The 20504-nt window shown below is 70.7% G+C and carries 6 protein-coding genes; all 6 read right to left on the bottom strand.

Annotation, left to right across the window (positions count from 1 at the left end):
- Position 1 precedes the first annotated feature (1 nt).
- The 6 genes from MTO91_RS16705 to MTO91_RS16680 all read right to left on the bottom strand — a co-directional run bounded on the left by MTO91_RS16705 (position 2) and on the right by MTO91_RS16680 (position 20309).
- Complete coding sequence (locus tag MTO91_RS16705; RefSeq protein ID WP_476651807.1) at positions 2-2860, bottom strand: hypothetical protein; 2859 nt, start codon at positions 2858-2860, stop codon at positions 2-4.
- A gap of 262 nt (positions 2861-3122) precedes the next feature.
- Positions 3123-3884 carry a hypothetical protein gene (locus MTO91_RS16700; protein ID WP_476651805.1) on the bottom strand — a complete coding sequence of 254 codons (762 nt, stop codon included), beginning with the start codon at positions 3882-3884 and terminating at the stop codon, positions 3123-3125.
- A gap of 320 nt (positions 3885-4204) precedes the next feature.
- Complete coding sequence (locus MTO91_RS16695) at positions 4205-6397, bottom strand: UvrD-helicase domain-containing protein (RefSeq protein ID WP_476651804.1); 2193 nt, start codon at positions 6395-6397, stop codon at positions 4205-4207.
- A complete protein-coding gene (locus tag MTO91_RS16690; RefSeq protein WP_476651802.1) occupies positions 6398-12763 on the bottom strand; it encodes a DEAD/DEAH box helicase in 6366 nt (2121 codons plus the stop codon).
- Entirely contained in the window at positions 12760-17517 is a 4758-nt protein-coding gene (locus MTO91_RS16685; protein ID WP_476651800.1) for a class I SAM-dependent DNA methyltransferase, read from the bottom strand. The genes MTO91_RS16690 and MTO91_RS16685 overlap by 4 nt, the downstream gene beginning before the upstream one ends.
- Complete coding sequence (locus tag MTO91_RS16680) at positions 17514-20309, bottom strand: helicase-related protein (protein WP_476651799.1); 2796 nt, start codon at positions 20307-20309, stop codon at positions 17514-17516. The genes MTO91_RS16685 and MTO91_RS16680 overlap by 4 nt, the downstream gene beginning before the upstream one ends.
- Positions 20310-20504 lie beyond the last annotated feature (195 nt).

The raw sequence follows: 20504 nt of genomic DNA, 5'->3' as shown, positions 1-20504 counted from the left end.
GTCAGGCACGGTGGGCGTGCCAGTGGGAGACGAGGTACTCGGCCAGGGCGAGGTCGGAGGCGGCCGTGCCGGGGTCGGCGGCGACGACGGCGAGCCAGGCGACACGCAGGCCGGGCTCGGCCTCCGCCGCGTCCGGGTCCCCGTGCGCGGCGAGCCGGGCGACGATCGCGAATCCGAGCGAGACCTCCCGTGGGGAGGAGGCTCCGGGTGCGCGCACGTGCGTGAGCACCGAGAACAGCTCGCCGAACGCTGAGGCGTGCGCGAACGCGCGCAGCTCGTCCAGACCGGTGAGCGCGGTGGTGGCGGCAGGAGATGGAGCGTCCGTCACGTCGAGAAGCGGCTTCGGGGGCACGGGCCCGTCCCACCGTCGCTCGCCGGTCAGGATGTCCAACCCCGCGGGACTGGCATATCGTTCCGCGGCGTCGAGGAGCAGGGCCTCCTCCGTGCTCAGCTCAGCGGGAGACCAGTCCACGGCTCCGCTGCGGTAGGGCAGCAGCGGTGAGGTGAGGAGCAGCGACAGCAGGGGGCTGCTCTCCCAGAGCAGCGTGATCGCCTCGGGCCGGTCGACCCGGGCGAACCGGTGGGCGGCGAGCCCGGAGCGGACCAGGATGGGCACGGTTCGGTGCGCGGGCATCGCCGTACGGGCCCCGGCGACCAGCGCGGCGTACGGACGCTCGCCGAGGACCGCGGCGCACTCCTGGGTGACGAGCGCTCGGCTGCCCGCGTCGGTCGCGGGTCCGCCTGCGTCCGCAGCCGCCCAGAGGAGGCGGTAGGCGGCGATCCCGGTGGGCGGGGGCGCCTGGCCGGCCAGGTAAGCAGCCGCCTGGAATTCCACTCCGGACAGGGCGGTCGGCACCCGGTTCGGGTCGCCGATGCGGAAGGACCGGTCTGTCCGGCTGGCGAGGTGGGGTGCGCCAACCCGGACGTCCAGCAGCCCACCGTGGACATAACCCGGGCCGAGCGGCACGGCGGACTCGCCGGGCGCGACGGTGACCTCCCACGGCCGGAGCCATGGCGTAAGCGGCGACGTCACCCGCACGACGAGCTCCGGTGCGGGGTCCCGGTCGACCAGACGCAGCTCGTCGCCGCGGCGGAGCACCGCCTCGGCCACGGCGGAACCGCGGATCCGGGCGACCTGCGCGGTGAAGCCGTCGCCGAGCACGAGCGAGAGCGCGAGGCTGCCGTCGGAGCGCACAGAGTCGAGCAGCGCGGCGAGCCGGTACCGGTACACGCCGTCGGCCACTCGGGCTCCGCGGACCAGCTGGTCACGGCCGCCCGCGGGATCGGTGGCGACCAGCGCGGGGACGTGACCGAGCGCCTCGCGGAGGCGGGCGGGCAGCTGCACGTCGAGGCATGCGCCGTGGGCAAGGTCGTCGAGGGTGAAGGCCTCGGGCCGGACGCCCCAGACTCCGTTCTCTCCCGCCACCCGGCGCCGCAGCGCGCAGTGGGGGAGTTCGACCACGGCGTCCAGGCGGTGCGTCGAGTCCGCGGCACGGATCGTCACCGATGTCCGCATCTCGATGGACTTCAGCGACACGACGGAGGGGACCAGCACCCCGGCGGGGGCGCTGAGCTTGACGTCGGCGGAGGTGAGTCCGCCGTTCTCGCGAAGCAGCCGCAGTCGGCGCTTCGTCGTCAGCGTGACGCCCTGGGCGAGGGTTACCGATGCCCGCACCGGCGACTGCCCCGGCGCCGAGGCGGCGACGCGGAACCGCCCCACCAACGGCCCCGTCGACCCGTCCGCGAGTGAGACGACGGCACCACCGAAGGCGGTCCACCGCCGGGGGAGCGCCGCGCCGTCGCGGAGCAGCTCGACGGTCCAGGTCTGGCTCGCGCCTCCGGGCAGACGGAGCCGCGGGGGCTCCCCGTGGACCGGCTCGCCGTCCGGCCCCAGGAGCCCCTCGATGGGTTCGCCGAGCAGCAGGTCGGCTCGTTCGGTGCTCTGCACCGGCCGCCAAGGACCCGGCGGCGGCCCGAAGTCCACCGCCGAGCGGATGGCAGCCGCGCCGGCGAGCGACACCCGCGCGAGCCACCACCGGGACCACCCGACGGGCGGCGTCGCGTGCTCGAGGACCTGCCAGGTCCCGTCGACCGCGTCCGCCGTGGGGGTGCCGAGGTGGAGAACCCAGACCTCGCCTGCGGGCAGGGCGGCACCGGCGGGCAGCCGGGCTCCGGTGTCGTCGAAGACGACGAGCGGGTCTATGACGTCGACGACGTCGACGACGTGGACGCCACCGAGCACGTCCGTGCAGGTCGCGATCCGCGACGGCCGCGCCAGCAGGAACCCTCCACCGGCGCGAGGACACTTGCCCCCGCCCACCATGACGGAAGCCCCGTGGCGTTCGTCGGGGAAGGCGACGACGAGTGCGCCCCGTTCGAGATCAAGCCGCAGGAGTGGAGCACCCACCACCGACCCGACGGCGCCGCTGGCCCGCACAGCAGCGGTCAGGCCCGGCGAGTGAATGTGGCCTCGCAGTTCCGGGTGCATGTCCCATGCGTGAGCCCATCCTGCGAGCCAACCGGTCACCGGACCGCCGAGCAGCGTCGCCAGGGAGGCCGCGAGATCCTCAGCGCGCCGGGCTAGCCATGCCGTCGCGACAAGGGTGCAGGCGGGCCACTTGGCGAAGACCGTGCCTGGATCGGAATCGGGCGCCTCGCGGAGGCGGAGCCTCTCGTACGCTGCGAGCGCTCGGAGGAGGAGCTCACGGCGGTGGGCTTCGCCCTGGTCGGGGTCCGCGCCGATCGCGCCGACGAGATCCCCGTTGTACAGGCGCTCGGAGTCGTCGAGCAGGTCACGAGGCCGAACCGACGGGGACGTGGGCGAGGGGGCTTCGTGATCGCGAAGCGTCGGTAGCTCCATGCCCGTCCCCCTTGCCCTTACCCCTACCGCGCCACGCATGATCGACTCAGCGCGGATGCGGCAGAGTGCGATCGTTTCACCCTTGTGGGTTACGGTAGTGCGCAGGGGTCACACGGGAGCGGCGAGCATTCATCGAAGGACCGCGTCCCACTGTTTCGCGCTGAGCCGAACTGGCACCCGTCCGCGGGCATCGAGACGATCCGCGGCCGCCTTCCGCACTGGTAGCCGGGGTCGCGAGCGATCCCGAGCAGGTGGGTGGTCATCAGTCGACCTGCACGATGGTGCCGGGACGGCTGAACGAGGTCGGATCGGCTGCGTCGGCGAAGGACCACGAGGTGATCGTGGCCGACGACGGAACGCGGTAGACGTAGGTCATGTCGGCCTCGAATCCGGGCTGCACGGCGTCGTTGCAGTAGGGGTTGCCCTGGATCTTGTAGAGGCCATCGAGCGCGTCGAACTTCCTTCCACGGTCGTCGATGAGCACGTTCGTGATCGGCGAGCTGCAGGTGAGGTCGATGCTCTTCTGTCCGTCATTGACGACGTGAGTCCGGACGGCGAAGTAGCGGGCGTCGTCACCCGGTCCCTGAGGTGCGTAGGTCGCCGAGGCCGACCCTGCATTGTCGGACACCATGACGTTCGGCACGAACTCCGCGGAGGTCACGGTCAACGTGATGCCCACATCGGTCAGCTGGTCACCCACCTCACCCTGCGCCGCGGGGGCGGACGCGACCGGAGTTCCTCCTCCGCCGGTCGGGGACGAGGCCGACACCGTCGGGTCGGACGCCGTGGGACCTGCTGCTGGTGTGCCGGTTGGCGCCAGAGCCAGCGCGACGATCACCGCCGGCACGGTAGCGATCACCCCGCCGAGCGCCATGCCGCCGAACAGCAGGGGCCATCGACGCGGCCGAACAGGTGCGGCGGGCGCCACCGGCTCGTCGGGCCATGAGTTCTGCGGCGGGATCGTCGGCGCGACGTACCCCGTGACGAACGACTCGGTGGAAGGCGGCTGGGTGGTCTCGGACATCCCGTGCTCCTTGGGTCTGACGGCCGGACGTGTTGCGGCCGAACGGCCGATCCACCCTCGTGTCGCGCGATACCGTTTGCCCGTTTCTGACTTCATCACTTTCGATGACTGTCGCGCTCCTCTTCGGGCGAAGCCACCGCAGCGCCGCGTCCGGTGTGAGGGTGATCCGCTCTGAACATGCGCGTCGCCGGTCGCGATGTAGTCGACCAGGTCGACGACGATCTCCGCACCGGCGGGCGGCAGAGGCTCGCCTCCTGTCAGCGGCATGAACGTCCGCCACGAGACGGCGTGGCGGGGCCGCTCGTGGCAGAGCGGTGCTGCTAGACCCCGCGCTGGATCACCGATAGCTCGTCGCGGGCTCGGGTGGCGGCGACGTAGGTCAGGGAGCGGGTGCGGAGTTCTGCATCGTGGCGGCCGGACTCGTCGAGGACGGCGAGGCGGGCGGTCTCGGCAGTGGAGCGTTGCCCGACGTCCGCGAGGACGACCTTGGTGAATTCCATGCCCTTGGCTCGGTGCATGGTCATCACCAGTGGCTTTCCCGCGGTGGGCTGCTCGCGATCCACGGCGCGGACCGGGACGCCGCGTTCGGTCAGGCCGGTGACCACGCGTTCGCGCTGGAAGCGGTCCTGGACCAGGACCGCGATGGTCTCGGGGGCCTCACCGGCCTCGAGCCAGCCTGTCAACCGGGCGGCGATCGTGTCGAGCTCGCCGGTCAGTGAGTTTACCGGCTCGATCCGCGGGTTCGGGCCGGAGCGGGCCGACCGGTAGCCCGTCGCCTCAGGTTCCTCCTCTAGGTCCACATAGGAACCGCCGTCGAGGATCGAGAGCGCGTAGTACAGGTTCTGGGCGGTCGTGCGGTAGTTGAGTGTGAGCCGCCGGGAGCGGCCGACGATCTTGATGCCGTAGCGGCTCAGTACCGTCCGAGGACCGTAGATGCGCTGGTGGGAGTCCTCGGCGATGAACAGGTCGTCCGCTCCGTCGGCTGCCAGCGCGCGGAGCAGCTGCCAGTGGGCGGGGGAGAGGTCCTGGCCCTCGTCGACCAGGACGTGGTCGGCGAGCGGGCCGGTCTCTCGCAGCCGCGCGGCGGCGACGGCGGCGGCCTCGCCGAAGTCCAGCGTCCCGTCGATGCGGTTCTGGGTCCGGTAGGCAGAGATCAGCGACCAGACTGCGGACCGTTTGGCCCGGTCGAGCGCGACGCCGCGCCCGGGGCGCCGCACGCGGAGGTACTCGGCCTCGGTACCTACGGCGTGGGGCAGGACGATCAGCGAGTACTCGGTGGCCAGGAACGTCTCGTTGGCGATCTCGGGCGGCAGGTCGGTGCCCGCCGTGTCGAGGACGGCCCGCCAGCGGGTGCCGGGGACGCGGCCGTTCGGGCTCGACCGCTCCTCACCCAGCACTGCCTGCACGGCCTTCGCCACGTCGCCGCCGCGGATCACCGCGGCGGCGAGAGCATCGACGCCAGCGATGAACACACCGGGATCGCCGAGCTTCGCGGCCTGTGGCACCCGCGGGTCGAGCTGCGCGAGGCTCTCGCGGAGAGCGTCGGCAAGGTTCGTGGTGAACGTCGTCAGAACGATGCGGGCCTGTGGGTTCTGCCGGGCCAGCCGCCGCGCGCGGTGGACGAGCACGACCGTCTTGCCGGTCCCCGCGCCGCCGGACAGCCGGAACGGCCCGTTGTAGTCCTTCGTGACGTAGGTGCGCTGCTCGGGATGCAGGAACACCCGCCACGCGCCGAAGTCCCCGTACTCGATGACCCGACGCAGCTCGTCCTGGTCGTCGATGAAGGCGAATTGCGCGGCGGCGGCCGGCTTGCGGAGCGAGACGAGGAGCTGGTCGTCCTCGGTGCCGGTCGTCGGCGCCGGGTCGTCCAACTGGAGCTTGTCGTGGATCTCGTCGATCGAGTCCGTGCTGGTCAGGTCGACGAGCAGGAGCCCGATCCAGCCCTCGTGCCGCTGTGCGAGGGCGAGGACGGCGTCCTCGTCCGTCGCGGCGAGGGCGGCGTCGGCGATCTCCTCGGGCAGGCCGAGCCGGTCGACGAGCGCGGTCCGCGTCCGTCCGCGCCGAACCAGCAGAGGCTTGTCGACGACCGGTTCGTCCGCCTGCACGACGGCCTCCGGTTCGGCGACCACAGTGGCGGCCGGTTCCGGCACCGTCGGTTCGGGCACGGCGGGTGCCTCCGTCCCCGCGGGCGTCTCCTCGATCTGCGGTAGCCCGTTGACCGGGTTGACTTTCAGCCGGACGCGTTCGGCGACCTTGTTCGCCTCGTCGTGTGGCCAGACGCCGTGGATGACGTAGTGCCGCTCCCCGTCGCCGTCGAGGCGGAACATGACCGCGCGCCAGAAGTCGTCCACCCGGCCGGTGCGCACCCGCGGGTCCGCGGACCCCTGGATCGGCTCGACGTGCAGCCCCGGGACGGTGTCGTCCGCCGACAGCTTCTGCAGGAAGGCCATCGCCTTCGACCGCACCGAGCCGTCGAGCTTCTTCGGCCACTTGGTCATGATGAGCGTGGGCACTTACGCCTCCCCGGCCTTGCTGAGCTGCGCGATGATCGCCGCCGGATCGGGCGGGACGACGACCCAACCGGCCGCCGCCAGGTCCGTGCGGTCCTCGGCGGGCATGTCCTCGGTCTCGACGACGACGTTCAGGCTCGGCCAGGCGACGTCGATCATGATCCCCTCGGGGCTCTCCCCGCCGATCGCGGGCGCCAGCGGGGCGCCCGCCGCGGCGAGGGCGAGCACGAGCTCACGCTCCGAGCCGGCCCGCGCCTGGTCGGCCGCCCTCGCCCAGTCCTCGGGGAGCTCGGGAAGATCGGCCGAGGCTGCGGGCGCCGTCACCGGGACGGCGGCGGGCGTGGCGCCCAGCGTCGTCGTCGAGACAGCCGTGGGCCAGTCCCGCAGCGCGAGCGCGTTCGAGAGCCGCAGCCACTCCCGCCACGAGTCGCCGTGCGCGGCGTCCAGCACCTCGGCGCGGTCGTCGAGGACGAGCGCGGTGGCGACGAGCGGGCCGTCCAGCTCGATGGCGACCGCGCAGGACCCGGAACGCCAGACCATCGCCTTGCGCGGACCCGAGGACGCCGCGTCCGTGCCGAGCAGCACCCTCCGGGCCGCCTCGGGGAGCTCGGCCTCCGCCGGGAGCAGGACGACCGAGGTCTGGGCCAGCAGGAACATCGGCACCGCCCGCGCCACCGACCGGACGTGCGCGGGCTCGGGGGAGGACACCCAGCCGAGGAGCCAGTCGACCGGGCCCGAGCGCAGCGCCTGGTAGGCGGCGGGCGAGGCCATGAACTGAGCATTCGCCATGAGCTGTCCGACGGTGGCGTCCGAGTACCAGGCCGGTGCGGTCACGGAGCCCTCTTCCGCCGCGACCACGTCCCGCGCCGACACCGAGACCACCACCCGCCCGGTGTCCCGCAGGATCTGCCGCTTGGCGGCGTCGTCGGCGAGCCGGTTGTGCGTCACCGTCGCGTGGAACGTGAGCCCGTCGGTGAAGATTGCGACCGCGGGCACCGAGGCGTCATTGGTCTCCAGCACGAAGTCCGGGCGCGAGTTCTCGACGTTCACCTGCGGCGTCAGCGTCCACTGCCGCGGCTGCCCCGGGATCGTGAACCGTACGGAGTTGCCGAACGGGCCGGGGACTTCTTGGGTCGCTGCGCCGATCTTCTTGAGCCGCTCCACGAACACCTTCCGGAAGCGCTGTTCGAGGTGGGACTCGGGGTCCTCGGTCGGCGGGACCTCCGTGATCGTCCAAGCCGGCACGTCGTCAAGGCTGGAATCGTCAGGCCGGAACCCGAGCAGCGTGCGCAGGTGCCGTTCCGCCGACGCCCGGGATGCCCGTCGGACCGGGCCGGGCGCGACGAACGGGAGCAGGCAGCGGTGGCAGGCCAGACGAGGCTCGGTGCGGCACCCGCAGTCCCGCACCCGCTCCCACGCCGTCGCCAGCAGCGATCGCAGCACGTCAGACTGGACGAGCTCCGCCAGATAACCGGTCCCACCGGGGACTGCGTCGTGCAGCAGGATCGCCTCGTGGTTGTCCGAGCCGTCGCTGAGCGTCGGGTCGACGACGTGCTCCACCCGGATGTGGTCCGGGTGCCCGCCGAGCTGCTCCCGCAGCCCGAGCAGCAGCGCGGCGGCCAGACTGGGGGCGGCGAAGTCGTCTCCGATGGTCACCGCGCTGGGCAGCCGGAGCAGCAGGCCCTGCGTCCGTAGCGTCCGGGACAGCGCGACGGTGGTGGTGTGCTCGTCCGTCGACGTCCGGTACCGACACCACGGCCGGTGTTCGTGCGCCTTGTTCTGGCCCGCGTCCGTGTCCAGCTTCCCACAGCCCTCGCACACCCGGAACAGCGCGCCGGAGATGTCCTCACCGGCGATCGTGCGGGTGGCGCCGTGCCCGGCGGTTCCGAGGTTGACCCACCGGATCGTGAGCGCCTTCAGGTACGTGCAGCCGAGCCCGATGTCCTCAGCGAACCACCGGTCCCCGAAGTCCGCCGGGTCCACGTCCGCCGCCGTGACGACCTGGAAGTAGCGGTTGTCCCGCTGGTCGCGCCGGTCGGTGATCGTCGCCTCGTCGCGGCGGATCTCCGCGGTGACGTGCGACAGCTCGACGACCCCGAGCCGCTGCCCCATGTCGCCGACACCGCTGCTCCCGCACCGCGGGCACGTCGGCACAGACTTGGTCTTGCCCTCCGCGTCGACGTCTACGGCGTAGCCGCAGGCCGGGCAGAACACCCACGGTCGGATCGCCACCCCGTCCACCCCGAGGTCGACGGCGTCGATGGTGATCTCCAGCCCCCGTGCGTAGAAGCGGGCGCCGGGCGCGAACTCCCGGATGGCCTGCGCGGAGCCGCGCTGGATCCGGGCGTGGTCGGTCTGGAACTCCTTCGAGTCCGGGTTCATCCAGCTCAGCCCGACGTCGAGAGTGACGTTGTCGTCGAGCAACGTGTAGTTGGGCAGCAGCCCGTACTCCTCGAGCACCCCGATCCAGTACTCGCCCTGCAGGTGCGCGAGCTGCCCGGAGGTGAGCCTCCGCGCCGTCTCGGCGGAGCGTTGGGCACGGCGGTCGTCCTCGGTGGCGGCGGTGGACTGGGCCTGTGCGATGAGGGCGGGCAGGGCGTCGTCGATCGCCTGCTGCCGGTGCTTCAGCTCCTCGACGGTGCCCTGCCATCGGCCGCTCGCCGCGTGCACCTGGGCGGCGAACGCGCTGGTCCCGGGCCCGTTCGGCGTGGCCAGCCACGTCCGCAGCCCCCCGACGACGTCGTCCGGCAGCGCGCTGAACGCGCCGAGGAAGCGGTCGAGATGGTCCGACGCGTGCGTCTCGGCGTGGGTGATCAGGTCGCCGAGGAACGTGCCGGGCTGGCTGGACCCGATGGCGCTGCGGGCCCGACGCGGATGGGGCCGGGTCTCGTCGCGGGCGAACTCGTCCGCCAGGTGTGCGGTGTACTGGCGGCGCAGGATCTCCTCGGCGCGCAGGTAGGTCGCGGGCGGCCGGACCTCGCCGTTGATCACCGAGAGCGGATCGCCGAGCTTGGGCAGCTGCTCGCCGCGCCCGGTGATGAACGCGAGGTTGAGAGCGTTGCCGGTGAGCCGGCCCGCGCGGCCGACGCGCTGCAGGTAGGAGGCGACGGTGCGGGGGAGCGAGGCCAGGACGACGGCGGAGAGGTCGCCGATGTCGATGCCCATCTCCAGGGTCGGGGTGGCGACGAGGACGTTCGGCGCCGCCGGGCTGTCCTGTGCGCCCTTGAACCCGTTCTCGTAGGCCAGCCGGACCTCGTCCTCCAGCAGGCTCGTGTGTTCCCGCGCGACGACCCGCCGCATGTCCGGGGAGGCGTAGAGCCGCTGGTAGAAGTTCTCCGCGAGCGGGCTCGCCTGCAGCCGTCCGGTGCAGGTCACGAGCATGCACGGGGCGCCGGTGAGCTGCTCCACCGTGGTCGTCAAGCCGGTGACCGGGGCCCGGCAGGTGCCGCAGACCAGCAGGTTCCGGCCCGCCGCGAGGTCGTCGGCGGAGGTCGGGCTGACGACCACGCCGCCCGCCGGGATGGCGAAGACCGCCGCCCCGGAGGTGCTGGTGATCGAATTGAGGACCTGGTCGCGGACGAGCTGTTCGAGCAGCAGCCGGGCCAGCCGGCCGCCGTCGGTGGGGCTCACGTCGAGCACCCGGGAGGTCCATTGCGCGTACCAGGATTTGGGCGGGGTGACCGGCTCCAGGCCCTCGCCCGCGGGGTCCCCGCTCCCCCCGATCCGGGGATAGCCGGGCGCCGGGCGGCCCTTGGGGAAGGCGGGCATCCCGTCGCCGCGCGGGCGGCCGCCGGAGACCCACCAGCGGTTGCCGTCCTCCTGGCGGTAGCGCTCGAACCACGGGTGCTCGATGGCGCCGAGCGACCGCATCCGGTCCAGCAGCCCCCGCACCCACTGCAGCAGCACGCGGTCCGGCTGCTCGCCGTCCGCGGTGTCCGATCGCGTCTGCACCGCGACGCCGGAGAGCACCTTCCGCGCCGCCGCGATCATCTTCGGCGGCTGACCGGCCTCGACGCCGACGGCCGCGGAGCCGGTGAGTTCCAGGGTGCGGCCGGTGCGGGAGTTGAGCCCGAACTCCAGCATCGCGTCCAGCGCGAGCCGCTTCTTCACGCGGCTCTGGACGGCGATCGGGATCTGGCGGTACTTCTCAGCCGTCCAGAATGGAGTGAACGACTCGCGGTCCGCGCAGTCCGGTGCGAGGAGGCGGTAGCGGTCCGAGGCGTCGTCTCCTGCGCTGCGCATCACCTCGTCGACCAGACCGTCGAGCGTGAGCGGCCCGTCCGCGACGGCCTCGCGCAGCACCGCGCGCAGCGTGAGGGTGTGCGAGCGGGCCTGCACGAACCCGGCGCGGTGCGCGGCGTCCTGCACGGAGTCGGTGAAGACCAGCGCCTTCTTCTCGCTCGGCGCCACCTGCGCCGACCCGAACAGGGTGGACAGGGACACCGACAGCAGCGTCGCGATCGCGCTGCCCAGGAACCGGATCCCGTCCTCCTGCCCGCAGGCGGGGCAGGTGTCCTTGCGGGATTCCTCGTCCGCCTCCTGCCCTGCGTGGGTGAGCACGGGCAGCACCCAGCCGTCGCGCAGGTCGGGATCGTCCTCGGCCGGGGTGGCGGTGAGCAGCTCGCGGGTGCGGACCGAGAACCAGGCCAGTCCGGACGCCGGTGACTCACCGGCGAACACCGCGTCCGCCTCGGTGGCCGCGGACATGAGCGGCCGGAAGCGCCCTTCGCGGCTGGCGTGGTCGCGGCGGATGGAGTCGTCGTTCGCGGCGAGGCTGCCACCGACCGGCGCCAGCCCGACGCCCCAGCCGGACCGCCCGCACCGCCGGCAGTACAGCGCGGGGAACGACGGCCGGACGTCCTCGGCGTCGTGCACCCCGGTCGGCGGGCCGTCGTCTCCCCACCGGAACACGGCGGTCGGGTCGGCGGCGCGGTCGATGCGGGTCAGCTCGCGAACCCACAGGTGCGCCTCGACGGACAGCGCGTCCCGCCCGATCGCGGCCCGGACGTGCCCGAGCGCGGCGACGACGCGGGACAGCAGGCCCTCCCACGCCGGGTCGCGCCCGGTCGCGGCGAGGCTCGGCGTGGCCGTCGGCCCCACGACCCGCTCGACGAGTGCGCTCAGGCTGAGTGCGTCCCCGGACTCGCGCGCCATGGCCGCGACGAGCGGGTGGGCCTGGCTCAGCCGCAGCAGCAGGTCCGCGCCCGCGGTGGCGAAGTCGCCGGGCTCCTTGCCGTAGAGCAGCGCGAACACGGCCCGCGCGAGCTCGGCGCCGTCGGGATCCTCGCCAAGCACGTCGAGCGCGGTGTTGAGCTCGGCGACGCGTAGATCGGAGATCGCGGTGGGTTCGAGGCCCATCGCGGTGAGCACGGCGGCTGAGCCCGCGGCCCACTCGTCGTGGGTGAGCCGCGACTCCGTGACCACCGCGTCCGGCCCGAACGGCTCCCCGAACACGGTCTCGGCGAAGCCGAGCATGACGCCGGGATCGCCCTTGTCGCCGAGGGTGGCGGACGTGGCGACGGGGGTGATCCGGCCGAGCGGCCGCGCCCGGTCCTCATCGGACAGTCGGGGGTCGGTGTCGCTCCAGTAGCTCTTGAGCGTCATCCCGAGCCGCCGCAGCAGCATCGCGACGTCCGTGCCCTGCGCGCCGTCGTAGGTGTGGAACTCGTCGAGCACCAGGTACCGCAGGCTCGTCGCTGACGCACGCCAGATGTTGCGGTCCGAGTGTCGCAGCAGAAGCTGGTCGAGCATCTTGTAGTTGGTGAGCAGGATGTCCGGCGGCTCGTCCTGGATGATGCCGCGGTCGGTGATCAGCCCGTCCTCGGTGACCATCGTGCGCGGCGCGTCGTTCTGCCCGGTGTAGAGCGCGGCAGTGACCGAGCGCAGCGCGGCGTTCTGGGTGATGAAGCTGGTGAGGCGAGCGGCCTGGTCGTTGGCCAGGGCGTTCATCGGGTAGAGGATCAGCGCCTTCGTCCCGGTCACGCCCTCGCGCTTGGCCCGCAGCACGTGGTCGAGGAGCGGATAGAGGAACGCCTCGGTCTTGCCGGATCCGGTGCCGGTGGTGACGAGCGTGGGCAGCGGCCTGTCGTTGGTGAGTGAGGAGAGCCGCGCGAACGCCGCCGCCTGATGCCCGTAGGGCGTGTGCCCCTCGTACCACTCCAAGCTCTGCCGCCAGCCCTCGTCGGCCGGCCGGAACGGCAACCGCAGGCGCACGTACGGCCCCTTGAACATCCCGGACTCGGGATCGCCGAGGAAGCGATCGAGGGCGTCGCGTGCGCCGGGATCGGTGAGGCCGAACGTCGTGGTCAGGTAGTCGACCAGGCTGTGCCGGATGCTCCCGGCCTGGATCGTGGGGAGGAGCTCACTCATGAACGCTCCGCAAGCCGCCGCTCGAACTCCGCATACGCGACCCGCATGTCGTGCTCACGGTCGAGAGTCTGGAACGGAAGCTCATAGGTGTAGGTGTTGCCCGCCTGGTTCGTGGCGGTGCGCTCCTCCTCAGAGATCCGCTCGCCCTTCTTGCGCCAGACGGTGAGCACCGAGTTCGGCACAAGGCGGCCGTTTGCGTCGTAGAAGTAGGTGTTGCGGTCATAGCCGTAGAGGACCGCGAATTGCGTGCGATAGATGGTGCATAGCTCGTCGAGTGTGAGGCCGAGTGCAAGGGCGACGATCGCGTCGATCTCGACCAGCGCCTGCCGGCGGTCGGCGGCGATGCGGAGGGGTGTGTCGCGAGTCCACGCCGGTTCAAGTGTCCCTAGCGGCCGTCGTTTCTGGTGATCCAATCCGCCCGTCCACGATGCATTCCGCATATCTTCGGTAAAGGCCGCACGCCATAGCTCTTCGTATGCTGACGTGACGCAATTCAGGCGGAGGATGCGGACAAGAATTTCCGGTTCTAGGGCATGCCCTTTGGGGATAACAGGCAGTTTCTTGACAATTCCTTGATTTACAGTTGACGGGCTTGAGGTGCGAACTAGTGCATCAGAGATCAGTGAGCTCATAGAGGCTGCCGCTCTGAGCATGTTAGTCACGTCCGTCACTGATGTGGCACTAATTACTGCATTAACATGCGCCGAGCCCGGAGGGATCACGCAGGGAGTGAGTGTTCGTTCACCGGTGTTTGCGGCCATATTTCGCCAGGCCACTCGGTAGTAGTCGCGTGCTGGCACCGGCTCCGCTGCATTGCCCCAATCCGTGTAGGCGCAGTCGTATTCGTAACTGTCGCCAGCAGGCTTGTAGGCTGTAGCGGGTAGTGCTGTAGGCGCGAGTGTCTCGAAATCGGTGACGGACCAGTCCTTGTTGCTCAGTAGTGTCTCATTGGGCACCTTGTACATTGGGGTTCCAACGAACAAGTGAGGTCCTTGAAGGATCGCTTCATCCCAGCTGGACGGGACTCCCCATTGTGATTCGAAGTACCCTGCCTGCCGGTCGATGGTCTCATTCCAGCCCTGGGAGAACTTGAGATCTAATGCTCCAAGCCGGCTGGATTTAGAGAGCTTCTCCAGCATTGCGGCTGTCGCTTGGTTCACGGCGTAGACCATCCGGGTGTGTTGCACCGGAACCTCGGGTGTCTCGAGAAGAGCGTGCCAGGTCCTCAGCGTCTGGTCATCTACCTCGGTGATTCGAGATTGGTGCGGCCGCAGGTCCCACTTCCCGGACGCATCCTTGAGCCCAGGCTCTGCGCCTGAACCATCGTGGAGGATTGATCGCGCGGCTGTTTCGGGATGGTACATAGACGTTGCCATCCGAAACTTCGGCTTCAGAACTGAGTGACCGTATAGGTGGACGCCGTAGGTGACAAGGTTGTGGACTTCGAAGAGCTGAAGTTCGTTGACAAACTGCCAATGTCTACGGAGTCGACTGTACGTCGCTGCACGCAATTGACCTGCCTTCTCGTCCGTGAAATGGGATTCTGGATGGATGAGTCCGACGAGGCCGGTGTTGGACATGTGGAGCCATGTCTGTTGCATAAAGCAGCGATATAGATCCGGCCGAAGGCCGCGTGAGTGAGGATACTGGGCGGACGAACTGACAAATCGAGATACGCCAGTGGAGTCGGTTGTGCCGTTTACGACGAACTCCTGTGCCCCCGACCTAGAGAGGGTCTCAAGGCGCTTACTCGCGATCTGAGCCTGGCTAGGCTTGAGCGCTAGCTTCCACCAGGGGTCGCTCTCCGCAAGGAGGGCGTCGAGGTCAAGGTCCGGCCGTACCCATGGTGGATTCCCTAGCTGTAGATCGAAGCCGCCACCAGCGGCGAACACGGTCGCGAAGTCGAGGTTCCAGTGGAAGAAGCCTTGTTGCTTCGCCACTCGCTCGCACACCACCAGCCACGGATGCTCGACCAGCAGAGCCTTGATCGGGCGGGCACCGGCGAAGTCCAGTGCCAGTTCCTCGGCCTCGCCCAGTTCCTCCCAGCTGGTCGCCTCGCCGAGCGAGATCTGGCCGGCCGTTCGCTCAGCCTTGCGAGTGTGCTCCTTGCCGAACTCCGGGTTACGGCCGAGCAGGGCCTGCAGCCCCGCGATCCACTGGTCCACAGTGGGCGGTTCGACTCGCATTCCATCGACCGTGACTACAGCGTCGGTGAGTGGCCAGAACCAGAGCGCGGTCCAGGCGTCCATGACCCGTCGCAACCGCCGGTAGGCGCCGGATTCGTCCTTGAGCGAGTCCTCGATCTCCTCGCGCGTCACCTCACCGCCCGCGGGGAGCGAGCCCGCGCCCCACACCGGGATGGACCGGCGGATCTGCTGCTCGGCGATGTGTAGGCGTCGATAGCTGATCTGCCACAACGCTTCGACGCGGTTCGCCAGCTCCGCCAGCGCCGCGACCTGCGCCTTCGACGGCTTGGTCTTCGTGGCCCCGCGCCAGGTCTTGAGCTTCTTCACCGCGTCCGGGACCAGGCTCGCGGCCTCCTTGGCATCCGCGGCCGCGCCCCAGCCGTCGGCAGGCAACAAGAAGTGGTGGATGCCGTCGCCGAGGTCGGAGGCGATCCGGCCGGCCTCGATGTCCGCGGGCAGCGAGGTGAGCGGCAGATCCTTCGGCACCGCGGAAAGCCAGCTCTTGTCCGCGACCTGGCTGCGGCGGTACACCGCGCGGCGGGCGCCGATCAGGGAGTTGCCGCGCTTGAGGTGCAGGCCGAACCACGGGGCGGAGAGCCCGGAGACCATGGTGTCCAGCCACAGCGAGATCTCGGCGAGCTCGACCGCGGTGGCGTTGAGGTCTACGCCGTAGACGTTGTGCAGCGCCAGGTAGGCCTTGACCTCCTGCAGCCGGCGCGGGTATTCGTCCGGGTCGATGCGCTCGCCGAGCTCCTCCTGCCGGCGCTTGAGATACTGCTCCGCGAGCTGCCGCACCGCCTCGATGGCGAACGCGCCCGAGCCCAGCGCGGGCTCGCACACCGTGAGGCCGAGGATCTCCTCAGCGCTGGTGCGCGATCCGTCCTGGTCGAGCAGCTCTTCGAGGGCCTGTCCAACGGTGAAGCGGGTCAGCACCTCGGGGGTGTAGTAGGAGGCGGACTGCTGGCGCTCCCGGCCCGCGAGCCGGAACACGAACGACCCGGCCTGGTGCAGGACCGGCTTCTTCTCGCCCGTCCGCGGGTCCTCGGCCTTCACGAAGTCCGCGGCAGCGATGCCCTCGGACCGGCTCACCGGCACGACCCACGAGCCCTTGCTGCTGTCCCCGCCCTTCGCGACCTCGTAGAGATCGGTCTCGGCGAAGAACCCGGTGTAGGACATCAGGCCCTCGTACACCGCGCCGAGCTGGTTGATGCCGAGCTCGGCGTAGGAAATGAAGCCGCGATCCTTCCCGCTGCGCTCCTTGCTCAGCAGCAGATGCGCGAGCACCTTCTGCAGCGCCGCGTTCCCCAGCCCGACGGCGTCGATGAACCGCGTGGCCTTGGGCAGGAACAGGTCCGCGCGCAGGGCGTTGAAGTGCAGTCCGTCGGAGGGGCCGGCGCCGTCCTCGTCGTCCGACTCGACCTCGACCACCGCGGGTGCGTGCCCGGTGTCGACCAGCCCGAACAGCACGGAGAGGGACTCGTAGAGGTGCGTGCCCGCCTGCGCCCGCGGGGTGGCGAGCTCGACCTGCACCAGCTCGCGGAGGCGGTCGAGGCTGTAGCCGGCGTCGTACTCCGCGGCACCGGCGGGCAGCACCCCCAGCTCGGGGGAGGCCTCGGCGTAGAGCAGGAACAGCACGCGGTAGAGGAATCGCAGGGACTGCTTGGCCAGCTCGTTGGCGTCGGCACCCGGCAGCGGTTCGAGGCCCTGCGCCTTGCGCCGGGCCACCACCTCGTTCGCGATGATCTCGATGGAGAGCCGCACGCCCTCGCGGAGGTCCTTGGACACCCCGACGGTGTGCTTGACCGACTTCTCGAGGGTCTCCAGCCACCAGAGCTTCCCGGCGGCGTCCGGCGCGACGGACTCGGCGGACAGGCAGGTCAGCGCGCGGTCGATCTCCCCGCCGCGCTTGGTCTCGTTGCGCTCGCAGATGAGCTGCAGGTCCACGGCGAGGTAGCGGCCCTCGGCCCAGCGCTCCTGCTCGGCGAGGATGATCCACCGCCCGGCCAGGATCAGGGCGAGGTCCGGGGCGGCGGACTCGTCGACGAACAGCGCCGACACCAGCCGCGCGGCCGAGGTGAACTCCGGCCCGTCCTCCTCTAGCGCGAGCGGCTCCAGCAGCGTGGGCTGGTCCTTCGCCAGGGCGTCCTCGTGCGTGACGGCGGGGCGGGCGAGCACCACGGCCAGCGGCGCCCGCTCGGTGATGCCCGCCGCGGAGATCCGCCACAGCGGCCCGGTCTCGGCGACCTGCAGGCCGTGCTGGCGCAGCTCCAGGACCTGCACGATCTCGGTGTAGACCTCGCGGGCGGCCTTGGCGACGGTCTCGGAGTCGTGCACCACGGCGGACTCGTGGTCGGCGAGCTCGGCCAGCGCGGCGAGGTCGACCTCCAGCTTCTGCCGGACCCTCGTGAACCGGGAGCGCGGGGTGGGGCGCTCGGCCTTCTCCTCCGCGTCCCACGTCTTGCGCCGGGCCAGGACCTCGGCGTGGAACGACTGGGCGGTGGCCTCGGAGCCGAAGTAGTGCTCGGAGATCCAGCTCTCGCCGACGAGGATCGCGTCCGAGCTGCTCACGCTTGTGCTCCGTTCTCGGGGACGACGACGAGCAGCGGCCGCACCAGCTGCCGGTCCGGTCGCATCGCCTCCACCAGTTCCTTCTCCTGCGCCACCGTGATCCGGCGCTGCTTCATCCCCGCGTTCTGGGTGGCCTTCTCCGCCTCGGCGTCCCAACGGTCGAGGCGCTGGGACCAGGAGTCCACCCGGCGGGCGACGTCCGCCTCGTTGGCGGCGACCAGTGACCCCATCTGTGCCTGCGCCTTCTCGACTGCGGGAGGCACGAGCCGCTGCAGGTCCCCGACGTCCGGGACGCCCCCGGGGTTGTCGCGCCTGCGGTCCCATCCGACCGAGGCGAGCATCGCCGCCGCGGACTCGTGCGGGGTGAGCAGCGCGAAGTCCGGCACCGGGAACGCCACGCTCAACCAGGTCGCGGCCACGATCTCGCCGCCGCGGTTGGTGAGTGTGCCGAGCAGCAGCACCGTCGGATCGTCGACCTCCCCGCGGACGGCGAAGATCTCGTTGCGCCCCAACGACGACAGCGCCCGGTCCGCGGCCCAGCTGAGGACGGGGTGCAGCGGGCTGAGGTAGTGGGCGTCCGGCCAGTTCGAGCCGGTCTCGTCCTTCAACGCGGCGGCCAGCCGGTCCTTCCCGCGGGAGGTCGTCGTCGCCAACATGAGCTGCGAGGTGACCTTGCGGTCGGTGAGGTAGGTCTGGGGGAGGACCTCCAGACGTTGGGCGAGGTCGTCCGGCGGGACGAGGGAGGCCGTGCCGAAGGTCGTGTCCTGCCGCCACGCCACGCCGTCGTTCGAGACGGGGTTGGTGGGATCGGTGAACGCGGCGGCGAGGGCGGTGTCGAGGTAGGCGAAGTCGTCCTCGAAGAGGCCGGTGCCTGCAGTGGGCACGGCGGCCGGGGCCGGCTCGGGCGCGGGGGCGGCGTTGCTGAGCTGGGCGAACAGGCTGGAGAGGTCGGTGCCGGCCTGGACCTGCGCGGGGGTGCGCACGACGTCGTCGAGAGACTTCTCCTGCGCCAGGACGCTGCGGATCTGCTCCTCCTCGGCCTTCACGTCGTAGGAGCCCATGAGGGAGGCCGCGTCGCCGAGGGCGGTGTGCGCCTCGCTCTCCTTCTCCATGAGGCTGCGCAGGATGCGGACGTCGCCCGCGAACCGCTCGCTCGCTGGATCGAGGAGCAGGGCGGTGATCCGCGGCGGGTGTTTCTGGCCGTAGCGGTCGATGCGGCCGTTGCGCTGCTCGATGCGGATCAGGCTCCACGGGATGTCGTAGTGCACCAGCTCGTGGCACTGGGCGTGCAGGTTCACGCCCTCCGAGGCGACGTCCCCGGTCACCAGGATCCGGACCTTCGCGCTCTCCTGCTTGAACTCCCGGACCACGCGCTGCTGCTCATCGTCCGCCAGGCCGCCGTGCATGATCTCGACGGCTGCCGGGTCGAGCCCGAGGTCCTTCGGCAGCTTCTCGGCGAGCCAGCGCAGGGTCTTGACGCGCTCGGCGAACACCACGGCCCGCATCGGGGAGTTCTTGCCGACGCCGGTGCTCTTCAGGTGCTCGACGAGTGCCGTGTACTTGGCCGACGGCTGGGCCAACGCGGCGTCGGTGAGGTCCTGAAGCCGTTGCAGCGCTTCCCGTTCGCGGTCTGCTGCGGCGTCCGGCCCGAGTCGGTTGGTGCGCTCCTTGATCGACTCCTGGAGGGCGGCCGGGGAGGAGAGGAACGCCTTCGCCAGGGTCCAGGGGAACAGCGCGGAGTTCTTGCCGGAGTAGGGGCTCGCGCCCTGCGGCCACAGCCAGACGTCCTCGAGCTCGCGGGCGATCGCGTTCTCCGCGGGGTTCGCGGGCACCAGGACGTTGTGCGGGGGCTGCCGCTCGGCCCAGTCCGCGCCGACGACGGACTCCACCTCGGGGCTGTGCCGGTGGCGTCGGATGACGAGGTGCTCGATCTCCTTGGCGTTCAGCTCGCCGGACGGCGGCACCGCGGACGGGTCCAGCAGGCGGATGAGCTCGGCGAACGACTCGGCCTTGCCGTTGTGCGGGGTGGCGGAGGCGAGGATCAGCGCCTCGGCGTTGCGGGCCAGGATGCGGGCGAGCCGGTTGTTCTGCGTGGCGTTGTTGGCGAGGTTGTGGGACTCGTCGATCACGACGGCGTCCCAGCGCTGCTTCTTGAGGCTCGCGAGGTAGCGGTCCGACTTGAGCGTGTCGATGGAGATGATCACGCGCTTGAAGTAGGTGAACGGATTGCGTGTGGCGGGCAGCTTCTGGCGCACCCGCTGGATGCCCGCGGAGTCGAGACGGACGAAGGGCAGCGCGAACCGCGTCCACATCTCGTGCTGCATCTGCTCCAGCACGTGCCGCGGGGTGACGATCAGGATCCGCTCGCCCCGCCCGCGTCGGACCAGCTCGGAGAGGATCATGCCGATCTCGAGGGTCTTGCCCAGCCCGACCGCGTCCGCCAGCAGGATGCGGGGCCGGAGGTTCTCCGGGTCCAAGGCTCGTCGGACGGCGGATTGCTGATAGCTGAGCGCGTCCGCCAGGCCCTGCGTCGCGACGGTCAGGGAGCGGTCGCCGAGCGGGATCGGGGTCTTGCGGAAGGTGGACTCCACCCACAGCCGCGCGGTGCGGTAGTGCGGGCTCGCGTCCGCGACGACCCGTGCCTGCGCGGGGTCGAGGGGCTCGATCGCGTCGAGGCTCGCGTAGAAGCTGGCGGTGGTGTCCCGCACCAGCTCGGTGAGCCCGCGGACGTGGACCAGGAGCCCGTCCGCCGTCTGCTCGGTGGACTGGACGAACCAGTCCTCGTCCCGCACGACCACCACGGAACCGGGCGCGAGCGCCTGCCGGGCCTGGGACTCACTGGTCGCTGTGATGGCGGCTCCCCCTTCGTGCGGAGAGACTTCTGGCTGGATGCACCACCGAGCTCCCCTAGATCGTGCGTGTCCAACTTAGTGGGGCCGTCACGTGATGCTCACGGGGGCTCACGATCGGGTGAACTCCACTCGTCG

Source organism: Pseudonocardia sp. 2-7 (genome assembly GCF_056341085.1).
Note: the sequence above shows the minus strand (reverse complement) of the source record. Positions and strands in the feature narration are given on the sequence as shown.

Coding starts and splice junctions, on each gene's coding strand:
- MTO91_RS16700 (WP_476651805.1), bottom strand. CDS start 3,884: ATGTCCGAGACCACCCAGCCGCCTTCCACCGAGTCGTTCGTCACGGGG.
- MTO91_RS16705 (WP_476651807.1), bottom strand. CDS start 2,860: ATGGAGCTACCGACGCTTCGCGATCACGAAGCCCCCTCGCCCACGTCC.
- MTO91_RS16690 (WP_476651802.1), bottom strand. CDS start 12,763: ATGAGTGAGCTCCTCCCCACGATCCAGGCCGGGAGCATCCGGCACAGC.